We start from the raw sequence: 20684 nt of genomic DNA, 5'->3' as shown, positions 1-20684 counted from the left end.
TTTGCGCGCCCGTTGCCGGGTGCGCAATTGAGTGTCAGGGCTGAAACGCGCCGATAAAGATCGCTGGATCCACCCGGGCGTCGTTCAGGCTGATGTTCCAATGCATATGCGGCCCGGTCGCCCGGCCCGTGGAACCGACCTTGCCCACCACCGCACCACGGGCCAGTTGCTGGCCTACGCTCACGTCAATCTTCGACATATGGCAGAATATGCTGATAAAGCCCTGGCCATGGTCCACAAACACGGTGTTGCCGTTAAAGAAGTAGTTGCCAGTCAGAATCACCTTGCCCGCTGCCGGGGTCTTGATCGGCGTGCCAGCGCCTACGGCAAAGTCCAGGCCGGAATGCGGATTACGCTCCTCGCCATTGAAGAAACGTCGCACGCCGAATTTGCTCGACAGTGGCCCGTTCACCGGCTTGTCCAGCAGCAGGTTGCTTGGCGTGTTCGGGCTGAAGCTGCGATACGCCTTGAGCTGGACCGCCAGTTCGCCTTCGATGCGCTTGAGTTGCGCCGGGTCCGGGTTCACCTGGCTTTTGTTCTTCAGGGTGATGTGCTGCTCAGGGTACTTCTTGAACCCCACGACAAACGGCAGGTTCTGGCTGCCGCTGGTGATGCGTTGGGTGCCGGGTTTGACCGTCAGCGGAATGCCCACAATCGCCAGCCAGTTGTTCTGTTCCTTCACCACCAGCACTGGCCGGTTCAGGTAGGTGGCTTTGGGCGCCGTCGCCGATGTGCCGAGGTCGACCACCGCGACGCCACCGGGCACCGGCTTGTTCAGCAGCCGAGTGATGTAGCTGTCGGCGTGGGCATTGAAGGTCAGGCACAACAGCATCAACAAACTTAAAAAGCGTGGCATCAATCAATCCAGTAACGAGAGGGTGACGGGCGTCAGGTGGTTGTCTTCCACCCGCACTTGCAATTGGCCTTCACCGAGGCGCGCGGTGAGGCGCTGGCCGGTGTGGGTTTGCGCGGCATTGCGAATCGCCTGGCCGCGTTCGTCGAGCAGGATGCTGTAGCCGCGTCCAAGCGTCGCCAGTGGGCTGACCACGTGCAGCGTCTGCACCTGGCTTTGCAGTTGCAGGCGACGGGCCTTGAGGCCTTCGCGCATGGCGCGGGGCAGGCGTTCGGCAAGGCTGTCCAGGCGCTGGCGCAGCAGGGCCAGTTGACGGCCAGGGTGTTGGCCGGCGAGGCGGGTTTCCAGGCGGATCAGCCGTTCACGACGGGTATTCAGGTTGCGCTCGAAGGCCCGGCGCAGGCGCATGTCCAGGTCGTCGAGGCGTTGGGCTTGCTGGCGCAGGCGTTCGCCCGGGTGACGCAGGCGGCGGGCCATGCCTTCCAGGCGCAGGCGGTCGTGGGTCAGGCGATTGCGCATCAGCATCACCAGGCGACGGTGCAGATTCTCTACCTGGCGAGTCAGGTGACTGGAATCCGGCGCTAACAGCTCGGCAGCGGCGGAAGGGGTCGGGGCGCGTACGTCGGCGACAAAGTCGCTGATCGACACATCGGTCTCATGGCCAACGGCGCTGACGATCGGTGTCACGCAGGCGTCCACCGCACGCGCCACCGCTTCTTCGTTGAAGCACCAGAGGTCTTCCAGCGAGCCGCCGCCACGGGCCAGGATCAACGCGTCGAAGCCCCGTGCGTCGGCCAGCTTCAGTGCGCGGACGATTTGCGCGACCGCTTCACGGCCTTGCACCGCCGTCGGGATCAACGTCAGCTCCACGTTGGGTGCCCGGCGGCGGAACACGCTGATGATGTCGCGAATCACCGCGCCGGTGGGCGAGCTGATAATGCCGATGCGCCTTGGGTGTGCGGGCAGCGGTACCTTGCGCTCGGCACTGAACAGGCCTTCGGCGCTGAGTTTTTCCTTCAGCGCGTCGAAGGCCAGGCGCAAGGCGCCGTCACCGGCTGGCTCCACGGTGTCGAGAATCAGCTGATAGTCGCCACGGCCTTCGAAGAGCGAGACCTTGCCCCGTACCTTCACCGCCAGGCCGTCTTTCAACGCCTGCCGTACCCGGGCGGCGTTCTGCCGGAACAGCGCACAACGCACCTGGGCGCCGCTGTCCTTTAGGGTGAAGTACACGTGGCCGGAGGCCGGGCGGGCGAGGTTGGAGATCTCGCCTTCGACCCAGATATTGGTGAACACGTCTTCCAGCAACACCCGCGCACGGCCGTTGAGCTGGCTGACAGTCAGGACTTCGCGGTCCAGGCCCAGACGGGCAAAGGGATCTTTAATCATGGGCGGCAGTTTATAGGCATTCGTGCAGGGTTTGACAGAACTGCTCCACCAGCGCACTCGGCGTTTGCTGGCAGGCGAGGGCGACGGTGCTTTGGCAATCGGGGTCGGCCAAGGGCAGAAAATGAATGTTGGCCGGCGCGATGTCCTGCATCGACTCCGGCAGCAGGGCGATCCCGAATCCGGCCTGGATCAGCTGCAACTGCGTGGTCTTGCGCGACATCACCCGGGCGGCCTTGGGGAAAAATCCTGCACGCATGCACAACTCGGCTGACAGGTAACTCAGCCCTCCACGCTGGGGGTGAGGGATCGAGATAAACGCTTCGTTCTTCAGTTGCGCCAAATCGATACCGGATGTGTGCCCGGCCAACCGATGACTCGGCGGCACCGCCAGCAACAGCCGCTCGCTATATAAAGGCACGATGCGCACGCCCTCGCGCTGGCGCAACACCGGCAAGCGCAACAGCCCGACTTCCAGCCGACCGTCGGCGATTTCTTCCAACTGGGCTTCGGAGGACAGTTTGGCGATGTCCATCGACACGCCCGGGCACTGTTCCAACCAGGCACCGATGCCGCGCAGCAGGCGGCCACTCATCGGTACCGTGCTCGAATGGCTCATGCGCAGGGTACCGAGTTGGCCATTGCCCACTTGCGTCGCCATTTCACTGGCTTTGAGCAGTTCGCCCAGCAGGTTGCGCGCCCGTGGGTAAAACGTTTCGCCCGCAGCCGTCAGTCGTGGCTGGCGCGCAGTGCGTTCGAACAAAGGCGTTTGCAGCAGGTTTTCCAGTTCCTTGATCTGCCGGCTGAGGGCCGATTGCGCCACAAACAGCCGCTCGGCCGCCGCGCTGAAGCTGCCGCTCTCGGCGATTTCGACGAAGTAACGCAACTGCCGGGTGGAAATCACAAGTCATGCCTTTTCGAGATGAGTGATGGGCTTTGAAGATATTAGTCGCAACCCTCGCCAATGGCTAAAGTGATGGCCATCTCCAATAAGGAATACCTCATGAGCCCGGTCGAACTGTTGAGTCATTGGTCGTTTGGCGGTGTTGACTGGCTAGTGATCGGCGTGGCGATTGCCCTGGCGTATATCGTGTTCGGTATCGCAGGCTTTGGTACCGCGCTGGTGGCGGGGCCGATCCTGATTCTGTTCATGCCGTTGTCGAAGATCATTCCGTTGCTGGTGCTGCTGGATTTTGTCGCGGCCTTTGGCAACCTCCTGCAATCGCGGCGGGATGTGGTGAAACCGGAATTGCTGAGGCTGCTGCCGTGCATGGCGATTGGCTGCACCCTTGGGGTGATCTTCCTGCTCAACCTGCACTCTGATTTATTGCTGCTATTGATGGGGCTGTTTATCAGCGCCTATGCGATCTACAGCCTGGCGGTGAAGGCCAAGCCCACACAGCTGGCGGCCGGCTGGGCGATTCCCATGGGGGTTGTCGGTGGGCTGTTCGGGGCGTTGTTCGGCAGCGGCGGTTTTTTATATGCGATCTACCTCAACAGCCGCTTGCCCAAGGACGGCGCGCGGGCGACCCAGAGCGCGTTGATCAGTTGCAGCACAGTGGTGCGCCTGGGCCTGTTTCTGATCGCGGGCGTGTATGCCGAGCTACCCTTATTGATGTTGGCGGTGTGCCTGTTGCCGGCCATGGCGCTCGGGCTGTGGGCGGGGCGGCGGTTGACCCTGCGCATGTCCCGAGAGGCATTCGTGCGGTTGGTGACCTGGCTGGTGCTGGCCAGTGGCATTGCCTTGATTGCCCGTTACTTGAGTACTTGACCTGTGGGTGTCAGGGATTAAGCTGCCGGGCTTTAGGGCCTCTTCGCGAGCAAGCCCGCTCCCACATTCGACTGCATTTATCCTGTAGGAATGCGGTCGAATGTGGGAGCGGGCTTGCTCGCGAAGGCGTCAGAAGCCACACCGCAGGACACCCAGGCACCATGAACTCCCAAAGCATCCTTGTCCCCAAGATCTCCACCTTGCCCGTCCACGAACCCCGCGCCCGGGCGATTGTGCGCTGGCTGGTGCGCAAGAACATCGTCAAGGAAGAACTCACCACATGCGGGCGCACCGGCAACCGCATGGGCTATGCCCTGGCCGACGGTGCCCGCGCCGTGGTGCTGCATCCCGATGCGCTGCCGTTCAACGAGCCAATCAACGGCCTGGAGATTATCTACAAGCGCTGCATCTACACCCCGGCCAAGGGTTTTCTCGAAGAAGCCGGCTGCCCGGAATGCCTCAAGGAAGTCGGCGAAGCCCTGTTCGAAAGCCTGGAAGACTGGATGCCCGGTCACACCGATAACTTCACCTGCCCGTTGTGTGGGCATGAAGACGACATCAATGGCTTCCTGTTCCTGCAGGAATGCGGCTTTTCCAACCTGGGATTCATCTTCAATAACTGGGCGGAGGCGGGGTTCAAGCAGAGTTTTATCGACGAATTTGCCGATTGGCTGGACCAGAAGATGAGTTGGGTCAAAGTCGAGCTTTGACCTGATGTGATCGTTCCCACGCTCCCGCGTGGGAACGCTTCCCGTGACGCTCCGCGTCGCCCTGGCCAGGACGCGGAGCGTCCAAAGCGGCATTCCAACGCAGAGCGTGTGAACGATCAGTGCTGCAAAAGTCATCCATCTATCAGTATTACCAAGTTTGTCAGAGTTTTACATTGAACCCGAGGGGGTGTCTGACTATAATGGCGCGCTTCCATTTTCCCGCTCGGGAGCCCCCGCGATGCTGCGTATCAGCCAAGAAGCTCTGACATTCGACGACATTCTCCTAGTGCCCGGTTATTCCGAGGTGCTTCCTAACGAAGTCAGTCTCAAGACCCGCCTAACCCGTGGCATCGAGCTGAATATTCCTCTGGTTTCCGCTGCCATGGACACCGTCACTGAAGCCCGTTTGGCAATCGCCATGGCTCAGGAAGGCGGCATCGGCATCATCCACAAGAACATGACCATCGAGCAGCAAGCTGCCGAAGTTCGCAAGGTCAAGCGTTACGAAGCCGGTGTGGTCAAGGACCCGATCACCATCGAGGCCGATGCCACCGTTCGTGACCTGTTCGACCTGACCCGCCTGCACAACATCTCCGGCGTTCCGGTGCTGCACGATGGCGACCTGGTCGGCATCGTCACGTCCCGTGACGTGCGTTTCGAGAACCGTCTTGAAGTCACCGTCCGCGAAGTGATGACGCCTAAAGAGCGCCTCGTGACTGTCAAGGAAGGCGCCGACAAGAACGATGTGCGCGAACTGCTGCACAAGCACCGCATCGAACGCGTACTGATCGTCGACGACAAATTCGCCCTCAAGGGCATGATGACCGTCAACGACATCGAAAAAGCCAAGGCTTACCCGCTGGCCAGCAAGGACGATCAAGGTCGTCTGCGCGTAGGCGCTGCGGTCGGTACCGGCAAAGACACCGGTGACCGTGTAGCGGCCCTGGTGGCTGCCGGTGTTGACGTGGTGGTGGTCGACACTGCCCACGGCCACTCCAAAGGCGTGATCGACCGCGTTCGCTGGGTCAAACAGAATTTCCCTGACGTGCAAGTGATCGGCGGCAACATTGCCACCGGCGCTGCCGCCAAGGCCCTCGCCGAAGCCGGTGCTGATGCGGTCAAGGTCGGTATCGGCCCTGGCTCGATCTGCACCACCCGTATCGTGGCCGGTGTAGGCGTGCCGCAAATCAGCGCCATTGCCAACGTCGCCGCTGCCCTTGAAGGCACTGGCGTACCGTTGATCGCCGACGGCGGCATCCGTTTCTCCGGTGACCTGTCCAAGGCCATCGTCGCCGGTGCTTCCTGCGTGATGATGGGCTCGATGTTCGCCGGTACTGAAGAAGCGCCGGGCGAGATCGAACTGTTCCAGGGTCGTTCGTACAAGGCTTACCGCGGCATGGGTTCCCTGGGCGCCATGTCCCAGGCTCAAGGTTCTTCCGACCGTTACTTCCAGGACTCCTCCGCGGGCGCCGAGAAGCTGGTACCGGAAGGCATTGAAGGGCGTGTTCCGTACAAGGGCACCCTGAGCGCCATCATCCATCAACTGATGGGCGGCCTGCGTTCCTCGATGGGCTACACCGGCAGCGCCGACATCGAAGAAATGCGCACCAAGCCTGAGTTCGTGCGGATCACCGGTGCCGGCATGGCCGAGTCCCACGTCCACGACGTACAGATCACCAAGGAAGCGCCAAACTACCGCGTAGGTTGATGCTTTCAGCAAATAGTTAAGTAACCGGGGCTGTCTTATTCAGCCCCGAGTTGTTTCTGATTCATTAGACGAGACTGATCTCATGGCCCTCGACATTCACGCCCACCGCATCCTGATCCTCGACTTCGGTTCCCAGTACACCCAGCTGATCGCCCGCCGCGTGCGTGAAATCGGCGTGTACTGCGAACTGCATCCGTTCGACATGGACGACGAAGCGATTCGCGAATTCGCTCCAAAAGGCGTCATTCTCGCCGGCGGCCCCGAGTCCGTGCACGAAGCCAACAGCCCGCGTTGCCCGCAGGCGGTGTTTGACCTGGGCGTCCCGGTCTTCGGTATCTGCTACGGCATGCAGACCATGGCCGAGCAGTTGGGCGGCAAGGTTGAAGGCTCCGAGCTGCGTGAATTCGGTTACGCCCGTGTCGACGTGGTCGGCAAGAGCCGCCTGCTGGACGGCATCGAAGACCACATCGACGCCGATGGCCTGTTCGGCCTCGACGTATGGATGAGCCACGGTGACAAGGTCACCCGGATGCCGGAAGACTTCCACATCCTGGCCAGCACCCCGAGCTGCCCGATTGCCGGCATGTTCAACGACGAGCGCGGCTACTACGGCGTGCAGTTCCACCCGGAAGTGACCCACACCAAGCAAGGCGGTCGCATCCTGTCGCGCTTCATCCTCGACATCTGCCAGTGCGAAGCCCTGTGGACCCCGTCGAAGATCGCTGAAGACGCCATCGCCAACGTACGTGCCCAGGTCGGCACCGACAACGTCCTGCTGGGCCTGTCCGGCGGCGTTGACTCCTCCGTGGTTGCGGCATTGCTGCACAAGGCCATCGGCGACCAGCTGACTTGCGTCTTCGTCGACAACGGCCTGCTGCGCCTGCACGAAGGCGAGCAGGTGATGGCCATGTTCGCCGAGAACATGGGCGTCAAGGTGATCCGCGCCAACGCTGAAGATCAGTTCCTGAACAACCTGGCCGGCGAGTCCGACCCGGAGAAGAAGCGCAAGATCATCGGCCGCACCTTCATCGACGTATTCGATGCCCAGTCCAACAAACTGGACAACATCAAGTACCTCGCCCAGGGCACCATCTACCCGGACGTGATCGAGTCGGCAGGCGCCAAGAGCGGCAAGGCCCACGTGATCAAGTCCCACCACAACGTGGGTGGCCTGCCTGAGGAAATGAACCTCAAGCTGGTAGAGCCACTGCGCGAACTGTTCAAGGACGAAGTCCGTCGTCTGGGCCTCGAACTCGGCCTGCCGTACGACATGGTCTACCGCCACCCATTCCCGGGCCCGGGCCTGGGCGTGCGGATCCTCGGTGAAGTGAAGAAGGAATACGCCGACCTGCTGCGTCGCGCCGACCACATCTTCATCGAAGAGCTGCGCAAGGCTGACTGGTACCACAAGGTCAGCCAGGCGTTCGTAGTGTTCCAGCCGGTGAAATCGGTTGGCGTGGTCGGCGATGGCCGTCGTTACGCCTGGGTTGTGGCCCTGCGTGCGGTGGAAACCATCGACTTCATGACCGCCCGTTGGGCACACCTGCCGTACGAACTGCTGGAGACTGTCAGCGGTCGTATCATCAATGAGATCGAAGGTATTTCGCGCGTGACTTATGACGTGTCGAGCAAGCCGCCGGCGACGATTGAGTGGGAGTGAGTTCTTTCCATATGCCCCAAAAGCCCGCCTAATCGCGGGCTTTTGTTTGTGCGACGCTTAAGTTTCTGCTGCTTTAGCCGAAAAGAATACACGCTGCTTCTATGGATCCTGCTGTGTGTAGCAGTCAGTAGGTGCATATTGTTTTGTTCGCTGATAGGGAGAGGTTTTGTAGTGGAAATGTTTTTTGTACTGTTGATGTTATGTGTGCTGTTTTGGGAAAGGGGTGGCGATGCAAAAACGGAACTGCTCAAGGTAGTGGTCGAAAATAAACGGGGCCTCATCAAATATCTTGGCTCTGCAGCACTGCTCGCCATGACGTTGTCCGTGCTGCCTAGTTTATTGCTGTCAATTTATATGCGACAGCATGGTTTTTTTGCTTACGAGATCTTTGGCTCCCAGCAGGGAGGTATGCGCATTATTAGTTTGAATGTGCTATTTAATTTTATTGTTTTGTCTGTGTCTTTGATGGGGGCTGCTATATTTTGGAAGGCGAAAGCTCCTTGGCCTCTAGTTGCTTTGTCAACTGTGGCAGCGCTTCTGGTTGCTGTGGGACTACTCGGTGTTGCGTATTACGCTAAGAGTTATGATCTCTTGGTTGCAACGTTGTTCTTCGCATTTTTGATAGGAGGCTATGTACTCTTTTGGATTTCTAATGGCATTGATGGGAAAATCAATCGCTGGTGGGTGCCGTTGGTTTTTTCAGGGATAGCACTAGTTACTCCTGTTATATTTCATTCCTATGCGGCTGCGCTTGCCGGTAACGCTCTGTTTCAGATGCGTGTTGGAGGAATGCCTGTTGTGCTAACCGAGCCGTTAGGGTTTGGTAAATCTGTTTCTGGTAGTGCCATTGAAGGGAAGCTGCTATTAAGAACTCCCGAGCTTTATTATTTGGAAGTGGCAGGCGAGAACAGCACTAACGCGCATTCAGTAGTAATTGTCAGTTCGGAGAGTGCCTCTATTAGCTATAAGTTTAACGATAAATGATTTAATCGGCAGGCTGGAACCTCGCCTGGAATAATTGCGATATATGAGCTTCCTTGCATCTCTATGTGAATACCGTGGATTGTGAGGTATATCGCTGCTTCCGGATCACCGTGATCAGCCGCTTAATGCGGGGATAATGTGGTTGATCACGGCGCTGTGCGAGGTCAATACTGTGAGTCGAGGAACTGGTACTTTATCTGGTATCAAGCAGCAATCTGATTTGTAGAGTTAATAGGTAGCAGCCTCTTGTCATCTTTTGGCTCTACGTTTCTTTCGCGAAAGGCACTTGGGCAGGCAGAGCAGATGATGTTCGGTGCCAGCTCCGGGGTCCGCGATGAGGTTGGCTTCCTAATTGTTCACCAACGTTACGCAGACCATTTCTTCCCGGGCACCTCGGTTCTGCACACCCGGCTCCGATACGCGCTCCTCATTCCGTGGCTATATCAGAGCTTGCGGGCGAAGCGGCCGTCCCCAAAGATTTCGGGCACGCATTCACTGATCTTGAGCATAAGCTGACCGGGCGCCTTCAGTTCAAGGGTAGTGGAGGGGAACCCGACGGCGTGATCGGTGGTGAGGTCTATCCTCGTACAATCAGCCAGCCGCCTGCCTATGTCTACTGGACGGCGCTCACGAAATGGGGATTGATCGGCGCCCGCCCCGACGGACGCCCCTGGAGCCGCCCCGATATGGCGCGGCTACTTGCGGCCGGAAGCAAGCGGTCGATGCACGATGACGACGGCAAGCCCTTCGATGCGGTCACGCTCCCTTTTCCTTTAGGCCAATGATGGGGGGGCGTTAATTCCACAATTGATCCTGTTGCGAACGGAATAATTATTTTATTTATTTAATCTTATTCAACGTCGTAATTGATCAAGAATCATCAGGTGAACATGAATATCCACCTTTTTCATATGCTCCAGGTCAGCCTTTCCTCCAATGCAAAGGGCGGGCTCGAACGCGTACATCTCATCTTCGCCAACCGGCCCAAGCTTTGCCAGTGCGCGCTGGAACAGCGGCTTGCCTTGATTGTCCTCAAAGTCGAGACTTTCCCGACTGGTAGAACCGAGGAATATACCCAGCGTTCTATCCGGGACCGGATTGGGCTTACTCAATTGGTTCTTCAACGCAACAATACCGCCCGCTAGACTTGATATTGTAATTTTGCGCTGGTAACGCTCACCCCATGCATACAACGAACCAAATGCATCCCTGGCGATCACATTATAGTTGTCGACTTCTGCCAAGCCACTGCCCTGCAGCCACCTATCGAGCGTCGCCTTGTATGGCTCGGGGTCTACAATCCAGAACAGCCCATCAGCATAAGAGCACCAACCTTCATTCTGCCAATAACCAAGCAGGGCCTTGGGTAATATTGAGCGATACTTGTCGATACTTGACTTGGGCACTTCTCGACGCGAGTTTGGTTCGCCTAGATTATCGATCAATGATTGAAAAAAATCATCTCTCAATTTCCACGCCCTCTTAGTAACTCCAGTCTGACATTCATCTTCGCCTGCCCTGAACCGTTGGCGATGGCGGAAGACACTGTCTGATCCAGCGCTTTCAAGCGGCTCGGCCATCTACCGTTATCCTTTGATCCACTTCCTGGTCACGCCACCCTTTGCACCACCGTCGCCTTCAGTCGCAATGCTGCCGACCTGCCAGGCAAATTCGCCGATTGCCTTTTGCGAGCTGACTGTTATAGGTATAGGCGGAAATAAATTGCCATCTAGCAAACGACAGTATTCTCCCCGTTTACACTTTCAAAGATAGCGCCTGTCACACCAGCTTGCTCCATTCTAAGCTTGACTTTTTCGCTGACGATTAGAGCGCCTAGGTGTTTTTTGATTCGAAAAATATTTTCCCCATTAACCTTTGCTGGGTCAATAACAAGGTTCAAGAAAACTCTATACTCACCTGCCCTGTCTGGGCGGACTGAATCATCTGATTTGTATTTTTCAAATATAGAGCGTGTCTCATCTACACAGTCGATTTGTGTTTCCACAATCATTACATAAAATTCATCTTGGTGGCCTGCGACTTTCGCAGGCTCAAGTACGATGTGCCTGAAGGGTTCATCAAAATCGGAAATACCGATAAGTGATTTTTTTGCTTTATGACTGATGATGGGAACGGAGGCGTATCCAGCCAGGGAGAAGTCTAGAGCAACACCATCACTTTGCATTTCAATTTCATAAGTGCTAGGCTCCATATATTCTACCGGTGGGTCTGTAAAGAACCAGTTATTGCAGTGTTTGATGCTGCCTAAGTACCATCTATTGTTAATGTTTGTATCTTCTCGCAATAAGTAGTATTTCATGTCAGTCTCTCGTGAGCCACTTGTTGACGGCGCTGCCGGGTGTTACTGCTTCAGCCTTGATTTTAGTCAAGGTATTAAGCACTGCGTCTTTATACTGTGGTGTATTTGGGATTAGTCCACGTGTAGCGTCATCTAGGCTACCATATACGTACTGATGATAACTCTGCGGATGTGGTCCTCTATGCCCAGGAACAGCCACAAGATTTTCTGTTGCTTTATTTATATCCAAGTCTGAGCCATCAAAAAACTTTTGAAAGGCTTTGGACCAAGCAATCTGACCGTTTGCGCTCGCACTGCATTTGTTGGTGCAAATATGATGGATGGGGATGCTTGAATAATCGGGTGGTGCGGCGACGGGAGTCCGCCCGTCCTCAAGCACTACGTATCCGCCACTGTTTTGTCGATAAATAGGCTTACCATCACTTGTATACCTACCGGTGGAATCGTATGTGCCGCCTCGTGGTCCTGTAACTGTCACAGTACCGTCTGCATTTTCTACAACGACATACCCATCGGGAACCTTATGTTTTGCAGGGGCGGGAAGCGCCAGAGGGCTTTCAATCGGAGCGCTTTCAGCAGTTTTTCCTGCGTTAGCTCCGCCCGTGCTTCCGCGCTCAGCAAGAGTCGTCGTTTCAAAATCCGTCACTGCGCTCATCGGATTCGGATTTTTAGCACTCTTCGCAGCAAGCTTCTCGATTCTAGCCACCTCAGCCATCTTTTCAAGCTGCTGCGCTCCAACCTTGATCCCTGCCTTGGCCAGCGCCACGCCACCTTTCGCAGCCCCGCCGACGCCCGTTGCAATGCTGCCGACCTGCCAGGCGATTTCGCCGATGGCTTTGCCCAACGCTTCGGCGTTTTCATCGCCGCCGACTTCCAGCGCGGTCTTGATCGTTTCTATCTTGACGTTGAGTTCGTTGACGACGCTGTCGCCAAACTGCTTTCTGGCCTCCGGGTTATTAATCAGTTGGCCAAGGCCGGTAAGCCCTTCGATGGGGTGCGCAACAAATTCGGCGAGGCCCGTGACGTCATTCCAGCCTGACTGGGCCAACCCCTTGCCGATGCCGAACTGGGTCAGAACATCCTGCCTGCCGCTGATGTACGACCATTTGGCAACGACTTTGCCGGCGGCAATCAGGCCTTTTGCTTCGTCATACTCCTTCTTGAACTGCACGATCTGCTGAGTCGCCAGCCAGTTGTTATCCACCGCCGCACCCGCCGCGGTATTGGCGGTGGTCGGGTCGATGGAGGCGCTGGTCGCTGCCAGGCCGGTCACCAGGCTGACGATCAGGTTGCGCTTGGCTTCGCGTTGTTCTTCGCTTTCGTCGGGGCTGCTTTGTGAGAACAGGCCGGTGAGCAGGCTTGATGCCGCCGCGCCTGCCGCGCCGCTGCCGCAACTTTGACTGCTGGCGGCGGCACCGGCGCAGGCGACGATGCCGTGCAGTGCGGCGTGCAGTGGCGAGCCTTCGGTGAGCTCGCCTTTGGCCACCAGGTCGCCGATGTAGCCGGCACCCCGTTGCTGCACATAATTGACCACCAGGCCTTGCACGAAGGCAGCGTTGCCCGCGCTGATATTGCCGCCTGCAGCACCGATCAGGGCAGTGGTGATCTGGCGATAGGTGCCGCCTGCGCCCCAGTTTTCGGAGATCGCGTTGGCCTGTGCCGAGTACTCCCGCGCCTGGAGCTGCAGTTGCAGGCGCGCAGCGTCACTCATTGGCGTGTCACGATTGTCTGCTTTTGACTGCAGCTCTTTTGCCTGTTGGCGTTTGAGGTCCGCTTCCCTGGCTTTGTTCGCAAGGAAGGTACTGGCTTCGTTGGAGAACGCGCTGACGATCTCAAAACCGGCGCGGATTTCATCTTCGTCGAAGATCGGTTTGAGCGAGTTGCTGCCATCGCGATCACTGGACACATCACGGTTGAGGCTGGCGACGGTTTGTTCAGCGGTCTGGCCGGTGCGTTTCTGCTGCTCGGCGTCGTCGGTAATGACGACGGCACCGCCACTGATGCCGCTGCGTGTCACGCTGCTTGCCTTGTCGCTGGCGCTGATGGCGATCGGCATATTGGCGCCGATCTTGTTCTCGTTTTTGGCCAGGTCGGTGCCCGGGTTAACCTTGCCGCCAGTCTGCGCGTTGCCCTTCTGGTCCTTGCCGACTTCGTTGTAGCCGCCGCCCAGGCTGACGGTATTGGCGTCGTAATCCGCCTTGTTCTTGATGTCGCGGCTGGTGAGGCTGGATGTGACCAGGCTGTTTTTGCCGTCCTGCACGGCCTTGTCACTGCTGGCGATCACGCCGCCGACCAAATCGGTGTTGCCCCGCACGTTGATGTCGAAACCGTCATCGCCAGCCTTGATGCCTGACTGCTCTGTGACGCTGGCATAGTTGGAGTCGATGTTGGTTGCGCCAAAGTTTGTGCTGGCACCGCTTATCGAGCTCATGCCGTAGCAGAACGGTGGAATACAAAGACTGATGCCGATGCCCAGGCTCTTTTCATCGACTTTGTACGTGTTGGTGTCTTGCAGGCTTTCGATATTAAGATCGCCGCCGACGTCGGCGATGACTTTTTTTCCACTGGCCACCGCCCCCTTAAGCTGCGTGTCGCCGCCGGATGACAGCAGCAACTGGTTGCCAGCCTCCACTTTGGTATTGGTATGGGTCAGCTCGTCGCCGTCGGCCTGGCCCCGGTTTCCGGTGGCACCCAGGTCCAGGGTAAAGCCGTTTCTGCTACCGCCCAGCGAGAGGCCGATACCGATGCTGGCGCTGCTGCCTTTGCTGTCGGTGTTTTGCTGGCTGGTGTTGTTGGCGGCGAGCAGGTTGATGTCGCCGTCCGCCAGCAGGCTGACATTACGCCCGGCCTTGATCTGGCTGCCTTGTACGGTGATGTCACTGGCTGCGCCAGCGCCAGTAGCGCGCAGACGCACATCGTTGCCGGCGGTAATGCTCGATCCGGCGGCACTTTCACTGATCTGCGTGGTTTTGCTTTCGTTCTTCTTGGTGCCCAGCGACAGGCTGATGTTGATACCGCCTGCCGCGCCAGGGTCCATTGCCACCGCCGTGGCGGCGTTATTACCGGCCAGCAGGACCGTGGCCGCTGCCAGCGCCTTCATGCGCCCGTCATCGGTTTTCTCCGATGCCTGCTTCATCTGCTGGGTGGTCTGGATTGCACTGATGACAGGGTTAGTCACCGTCAGAGTGAACCCGGTCTGTTTGAACAGGGTTTCACGTTCGCGCTTGCTTGTGTTGCGGGCTTCGACGACATCGATGGTTTGCCCGGTGATATCGACGCTGCCTTCGGGCGCGCTCACCTGGCTGCCCACCTGGCGGTAGCCTTTGCCCGCTTCCATCAGCACATCGCCCTTGGTTGACCCCACGGTACTCGCCGCTGCGGTCTGGCTGGTGGTGAGGTCCTTGACGGTTTGCTGCTGGGTGCCGAGGGTGACCGCGATACCGCCGCCGCTGAACAGGCCGCTTGTCTTCACCGACTTGTCGTGACGTTCGCTGCTGCTCTCGGTCGCTGCTTCGATGTTGATGTTGTTGTTAGCCGCCAGAATGGTCTGGTTGGTGGACACGACGTTGCTGCCGCTGACGTTGATGTCGCGACCGGCCTGCACATAGGTTTTCTCGGCACTCAGCGTCGAGCCCTGCGCCTGGGTCTGGTTGACGGTGTCGCGTGTGGTGGTGGTCTTGCTGGAGAACAGGCCGTTGCTGCCTTTGAATTTGTGCGCTTCATCGGCGAACTGGGTGTTTTGCGCAGCGGTCAGGTTCACGTCGCGCCCGGCGTCGGCGATGATTGCACCTTGCTGACTGGTGACGCTTGCGCCTCGGGCATTGAGGTCCTGCCCGGCACTGAGGCGCACATCGCCTTGGCCTTGAATGGTTGAGCCGACTTCGGTCTGGCTGGCGTCTTTGCGCCAGTTGCTGCCGTTCCAGTTAACCGATTGCTGATGGGCTTCGCCAACGGTGGTCAGGTTGATGTTGTTGCCTGCTTGCAGCGAGGTACTGCCGCCGGCGCCTGCGTTGACCACCTGAGCGCCGGTCAGGTTGAGGTCTTTGCCCGCGTTGACGTCCATGGTGCCGTCAGCACCGCTGACAAACAGCCCGGCCACCCGCGAGAGATTGGTGCGCGTACCCTGGGTGCTGCTGCTGTCACGGCTGTTGGACACAACGTTGACGTTTTGCCCTGCATTGATCGCCAGGGTATCGGTGGCGCCGATCAGGCCGCCGAGGTTGTCGAGGTTTTCCCGTGCTGTCAGCGAGACCTTGTCGGCCTGGATGCGGCCGCCGAGGTTTTCGATGTTCTGCGCGGTAATCGCCATCACGCTGCGCCCGGCCAGGCTGCCGCTGTTGACCAGATCACCGGCAATGTTCAGGTTCAGGCGTTGCCCGGCAATCAGCGAGCCAGAGCCGTTAAGGTCGCTTTCCTGCACCCGCACATAGACCTGTGGCACCAGCACGTTGCGGGTTTCGCCGTTGGCGAGGGTGACCTTTTTTTGTACCAGCCAGACGATGTCGCTGGTCAGTTGAGCCATCTGCTCGGGGGACAGCTCGACGCCGGGCACCAGTTGCCATTGATTGGCCAGGGTGACGGCGTTGTCGATCAGCGCCCGGTATTGCGCTTCGTCGTTGGCGTAGCCGTCGAGAAAGCGCCGACCAGTGAGTTGCGCGACCTGTTCGCGAATCAGTTTCTGCTCATAGAAGCCATCGCCGAGGCGCTGCTGGGTCAAGGCAGGGTCGACTTGCAAACGCTCCAGCATGTAATCCGACGACAGCCAGGTGCGATAGCTGGCGAAACGCGGATCTGTTTCGACCAGGTAATTGCTGGTGGTCTGCGGATGGGTGGTGAACAGGCTGTTATTCGGCAATTCCAGGGACGGGCCCCCGGTGCGAATTTGCTCGGCCACGCCTTGTGCGTTCTGGGTGGTCTGCGCTGCCACCTGAACGATCGGAGCTACTTGAAAGGTACGGGCGGCCGCAGTGCTGACCGTACCGGTGGAAGCGATCTGCTGGCCGACGGCCTGAGTACCGCGTGCGCTGATCTGGGTGCCCGTGCCGCTGACCGCTGTGTTCTGCGCGAAGACGGTAGGTTGCAGGGAGATATCCTGAATCAGCGGGGCAGGGGTATAGGCTGCGGTGTTCGCGCCTTGCCGGTCGCGGCCCTTGCGCTGGATGCGGTAGAAGTTGGTGACGCTGCCGCTGTCGACGGTGGTGCGCTGGCCCGACACTTCGGTGTTGGTCAGGCTGGTGACGTCTGCCTGCAACAGTCCGCCGGCGATGATGCGACTTTTGTCGTTGAGCACGTCGCCGGCGCTGATCTGCATTGTCCCGCCAGACAGGATCTGCGCCGGGGCCGAGGTGGCGATCTGGGTTTCGTTGACGACGCGGGTGTAGTCGTAGCGGTTCCAGTTGTCGCGCTGGCCCTCGGGGGTGACCAGGTAATTCACCTCATCATTGCGCAGGGAGATCTCGTTGGCCTGGTAGCGGTTGGTCGAGCCGGTGAGTTGGAATTCCTGCTCGGGTGTTCGACTGACCTCAACATCGCGCGTGCTGAAATGTTCGTTGGTGTTGCGCACGCTTTGGACGTTCAAAGACAGATCGCCAAGCGCTTCGAGGGTCGCGCTGGCATTGGTCAGCAATTGAGCGCGACCCTCAGCGGTGTCGAGCGTGCTCAAGGTCCCGCCAATGGCGAGGTCGCCAGCACTGAAGATCAGCGATTGCTCGCGGTTATTCAGGGTCGCGGTGCCGATATTCAGTGACTCACGGGCTGCTATCGTTGCTGCGGTGCCATTTTCATCGAGGTTGTTCAACGTTGAGGTGGCTATCGCCAGTTGGTCGCCATACAGGCGCGCGGTGCCGAGGTTATTCAGCGTCGCTGCCTGCAGGCGGACTTGCTGGCCGTCGATCAGCCCGCGGTTGGTCAGGGTGTCAGCGACGTTCAGGCGCACCTGGCCCGCGCTGATTTCGGCGTTGGCGCTGCTGTCGAGCGTCTGTGCGCTGACCAGCAGCGACCTGCCCGCCAGTAAACGCCCGGTGTTGTTGAGCGCCCCGGCGGTGCTCAGATCAACGTTGTTGTTGGCCTGAATCTGCCCGCTCAAATCAAGGCCGCTCTGCAACCTGAAGTTGATGTCACCCAGGCTCAGCGCCCGGCCCGTGCCGCTGTAATACGCGGCGTTGAGCGACAGCAGCTTGCCCGCAATCAGCGTGCCGTCGAGGTTATTCATCGATTGGCGACGCTGCGCAGTATCGCGGTCGCTTATCGTCAGGTCGCCGGTCGAAGAGATCAGCCCGTTCTGGTTATTCAGCGCCTGGCTCACGCCCAGCAATAGACCTTCATCGGTGCGTAAAGCACCGCTCTGGTTGTTGAGGGTGTTGACCGCCAGGTTCATGCTGCGGCCTTCAAGGCCTTGGTTGGTGCCCTGCGTGGAGCTGTTGTCGAGCGCGTCGGTGCTCAGGCTCAATGCGCCGGCACTGCGCACCAGACCGCCCTGATTGTTAAGGGTCTGCCCCAGCACCAGTTCAACGTCGCCGAGGCTTTGCAATTGGCCGCCACGGTTGTCCAGTTGTTCGCCTTCGATGTGGACGGTTTTCTCGCCAATGATCTGGCCACCGTCGGTGTTGGCCACGTCGCTGGCGTTGAGCAACAGGTTGCCCTTGGCGCTCAAAAAGCCTGCGCTGTTGTTGAGGCTGGCGCTACGGATTTCCACGGCATCCTGGCCGCTGATGCCTTTGGTGGTGCCGGATTGCAGGTTGTTCAGCGCCTGGCTGCTGGTGTCGATGAACAGCTTGCCTGTGGACTGAATCAAGCCCGCCGCGTTACGCAACTCGCCGCTGCGCAGGTCGAGGGTGGCGCGGGCGTCGAGTGTACCGTCGCTGTTGTCGGCCAGAGCGCCGTTGCTGTTGAGGTCCAATGCCTGACCGCTGATCACACCACTGCGGTTATCCAGGCCCTGAGCTGTAACGGCGATGTCACCCTGGGCTTCCAGACGCCCGCCATTGTTGGTCAGCGCGCCGTTGGTCACGTTGACCGAAAGGCCGGACTGCACCGAGCCAAGCACACCATTGGTGTTGTTGAACTGCCCGGCGATGATCGCCATGCGCTGGGTAGACGCGAGCGTGCCGCCGATGTTGTTCAACTGGCTGAACTGCGCTTGCAGCTCGCCACCGGCGCTGACGGTGCCTTGGGTATTTTCCAGGCGTGCGCCGTTCAGTTGCGCGGTGCCGCTGGCCGCCAGCGTGCCGCCGCTGTTGTCGATCAGATCACTGGCGGTCACCGTCAGCAGGCCGCCGTCGGTTGCAACAACTTTGCCGTTCTTATTATTCAGCGTGCCAACGTTGATCGCCACAGCGCCTGGGCTGTTGACCTGGCCGTTCTGATTGTTGAATTGCTCGCTGACATTGATCTGTAAAGGCTCCAGCCCCGTTTGCAGAATGCGCCCGTATTGATTGGACAGGGTGCGGGCCTGGAGTGTGAGCTGTTGGCCCTGGGCCAGACCTTCATCCAGCACCACGTCGTCAGCCTTGATCGACACGCTGCCATTACTGGCAATGCTACCTTTGGTACTGCCGAGTTGGTTGGCCTGAATGTCCAGCGAACCCTTGCCGGCATGCTCGATGGTGCCGCCGCTGTTGTCGACGCGGCTGGCGCTGATCCGTGCATTGTTGGCGTTGGAGGCAATGCGTCCACTGCGGTTGTCGAGGCTCGCGCTGGCGTTTATCGAGGTGTCGGCGACGCCGGTCTGCACCAGCTCGCCGCCGACGTTGGACAGATCACTTGCGTTCAGTTGCAGGTTGTCGGCGTTGACGCTGGCGCTGTCTGTGCGCAGGGTTTTTGTCGCGTTGGCCGCGAGGGTCTGGCTGGCATCCACGCGGCTGCCACTGAGATTGCTATCGCCGTTGTTGGCGGTCAGGGTGACATTGCGGCCTTGAGTCTGGCTGCCGCTGAGGTCCAGATCATCGGCCTGGATGCTGACATCGCCTGCCGCCAGGTTTTGACCCTGCGCTTTGACGTGGGTGGCGCGCACCGCAAGGTTGCCGCTGCTGCCCAGTTTGCCATCCACGCCTGCGCCCGCCGCTAGGCTTGAGCCCTGGGTGCTACGAATCGACTTGGCGCTGAGGGTTGTTTGATTCTGGCTGGCAATGGTGCCGCTGTTATCGATATCCCCGGAGCTGGTGAGGTTCAAATCGCCCTTGGTGTAAAGCGAGCCGCTATTGTCAACGCTTGTGGCAGTGATACGGGTGGCCGTGGTGCCGCTGATTGTGCCCATGTTGTGCAGTTTGCCGTCTGCGCTGACGACCACTTCACCCGCCATGGCGCCAATTTGCCCGGCATTGCGCATGCCGACACCCGATTCGGTCCCCACCAGCACGATCTTCCCGGCGTACATTCCGCCCAATTGCGCCACGTCGATGCCGACGGCTGGCTTGTCGCCGTCGGCGCCGGCCTGAGGCTTGGCCTGGGTGTTATCGGCGTTGACCTGATTGCGTCCGGCGGTGACCTTAAGGTCATTGGCCCAGATACCCGCATTGACCTGCACGGTACGGGCAATCAGGTCGGTGTAATCGGCGTCGCGGCTATCAAGGCCCTTGCCCTGAATGTTCAGGGTGCCGCCGTTCACGGTGTAGCCGCTGATGCTGCCGTTCTCCAGCTGCACCTGACCGGTGCTCAGGGTCGCACGGTTGGCGTTGATGAAGCCGCAACCGTCGCAGGTAATGCCGGCCGGGTTGGCGATGACCACTTGGGCGCGTTGCCCGGCGACTTCGACATAGCCGCGTAACTGGCTGGGGTTGCTGGCGTTGACCTCATTGAGGATGACCCGCGCGCTGCCTTTGGCCATCGCTGCGTTGCCTTCGATCCAGCCACCCAGTTGCGTTTGGGTGTTGGCGCCGCTGTTGTTGAGGATGACGCCGCGCGGGTCGACATCGAATTGATTGTAGGTGTTACGCGAAACCCCGGCCGCGCTGGGCGCCTGAATATTCACCTGCGGCGTGCCGTTGGCGCTTTGAATCACCGTCGGACGCTGGCCGGCTGCGGCAGTCGGATCGGCCACAATCGTGCCCGCCGCCCACGCCGGTACAGCGCTCCAGGACACCAGCCCGAGCGCGATCATCAATGCAAAACGCATCGGTCCGAGCGTTGCCGTGCAGCCCGCGTCGGCGGTGGTGAGGCTGACGCGAGTGCCCGGCGCCTTGACCTGGCTGGTGACGTTCTCCGCCACCACCATCAACAGCCCGCGTGCCTTGTTGAAAACAATTCGGTACAGGTGCTTGTTCATAGCAATTCCATTTGCGGAGCCGGCCCGCGATAC

General features: G+C 59.2%; 11 protein-coding genes. 5 read left to right on the top strand and 6 right to left on the bottom strand.

What is annotated here, in order from left to right; genetic code table 11:
* Window positions 1-34 precede the first annotated feature (34 nt).
* From LIY45_RS13190 to LIY45_RS13180, 3 genes are read right to left on the bottom strand one after another with little or no spacing between them, the layout of a single operon-like run.
* Window positions 35-856, bottom strand: a complete 822-nt coding sequence (locus LIY45_RS13190; protein WP_226476580.1) for a peptidoglycan DD-metalloendopeptidase family protein — start codon at window positions 854-856, stop codon at window positions 35-37.
* Window positions 857-859: 3 nt separating this feature from the next.
* A complete protein-coding gene (gene xseA / locus LIY45_RS13185; protein WP_017478671.1) occupies window positions 860-2239 on the bottom strand; it encodes an exodeoxyribonuclease VII large subunit in 1380 nt (459 codons plus the stop codon).
* Window positions 2240-2249: 10 nt separating this feature from the next.
* On the bottom strand, window positions 2250-3140 hold the full coding sequence (locus LIY45_RS13180) for a LysR family transcriptional regulator (RefSeq protein ID WP_226476579.1): 891 nt from the start codon (window positions 3138-3140) through the stop codon (window positions 2250-2252).
* A gap of 99 nt (window positions 3141-3239) precedes the next feature.
* Between LIY45_RS13180 and LIY45_RS13175 the strand changes: the two genes are divergently transcribed.
* From LIY45_RS13175 to LIY45_RS13155, 5 genes are all read left to right on the top strand, one after another.
* Window positions 3240-4007, top strand: coding sequence for a sulfite exporter TauE/SafE family protein (locus LIY45_RS13175; RefSeq protein WP_017478673.1), 768 nt, complete (start codon window positions 3240-3242; stop codon window positions 4005-4007).
* Between the two features lie 161 nt (window positions 4008-4168).
* A complete protein-coding gene (locus LIY45_RS13170) occupies window positions 4169-4717 on the top strand; it encodes a hypothetical protein (protein ID WP_003209647.1) in 549 nt (182 codons plus the stop codon).
* Window positions 4718-4955: 238 nt separating this feature from the next.
* Entirely contained in the window at window positions 4956-6425 is a 1470-nt protein-coding gene (guaB, locus tag LIY45_RS13165; RefSeq protein WP_003209646.1) for an IMP dehydrogenase, read from the top strand.
* A gap of 82 nt (window positions 6426-6507) precedes the next feature.
* Window positions 6508-8085, top strand: a complete 1578-nt coding sequence (guaA, locus tag LIY45_RS13160) for a glutamine-hydrolyzing GMP synthase (RefSeq protein WP_003209644.1) — start codon at window positions 6508-6510, stop codon at window positions 8083-8085.
* 171 nt (window positions 8086-8256) lie between these two features.
* Complete coding sequence (locus LIY45_RS13155; RefSeq protein WP_205489134.1) at window positions 8257-9069, top strand: hypothetical protein; 813 nt, start codon at window positions 8257-8259, stop codon at window positions 9067-9069.
* Between the two features lie 854 nt (window positions 9070-9923).
* Here the strand turns inward: LIY45_RS13155 and LIY45_RS13145 are convergent.
* From LIY45_RS13145 to LIY45_RS13135, 3 genes are all read right to left on the bottom strand, one after another.
* Window positions 9924-10649: a GAD-like domain-containing protein gene (locus LIY45_RS13145; protein WP_226476578.1), complete on the bottom strand. Its 726-nt coding sequence runs from the start codon at window positions 10647-10649 to the stop codon at window positions 9924-9926.
* A gap of 149 nt (window positions 10650-10798) precedes the next feature.
* Complete coding sequence (locus LIY45_RS13140) at window positions 10799-11389, bottom strand: DUF1629 domain-containing protein (RefSeq protein WP_226476577.1); 591 nt, start codon at window positions 11387-11389, stop codon at window positions 10799-10801.
* Between the two features lies 1 nt (window position 11390).
* Window positions 11391-20651, bottom strand: coding sequence for a hemagglutinin repeat-containing protein (locus LIY45_RS13135; RefSeq protein WP_226476576.1), 9261 nt, complete (start codon window positions 20649-20651; stop codon window positions 11391-11393).
* Window positions 20652-20684: the final 33 nt, after the last annotated feature.

Origin of the sequence: Pseudomonas sp. MWU16-30323 (assembly GCF_020515595.1) — a bacterium.
GTDB classification, from domain to species: Bacteria; Pseudomonadota; Gammaproteobacteria; order Pseudomonadales; family Pseudomonadaceae; genus Aquipseudomonas; species Aquipseudomonas yamanorum.
This window is presented reverse-complemented; position numbering and strand designations above follow the sequence as displayed.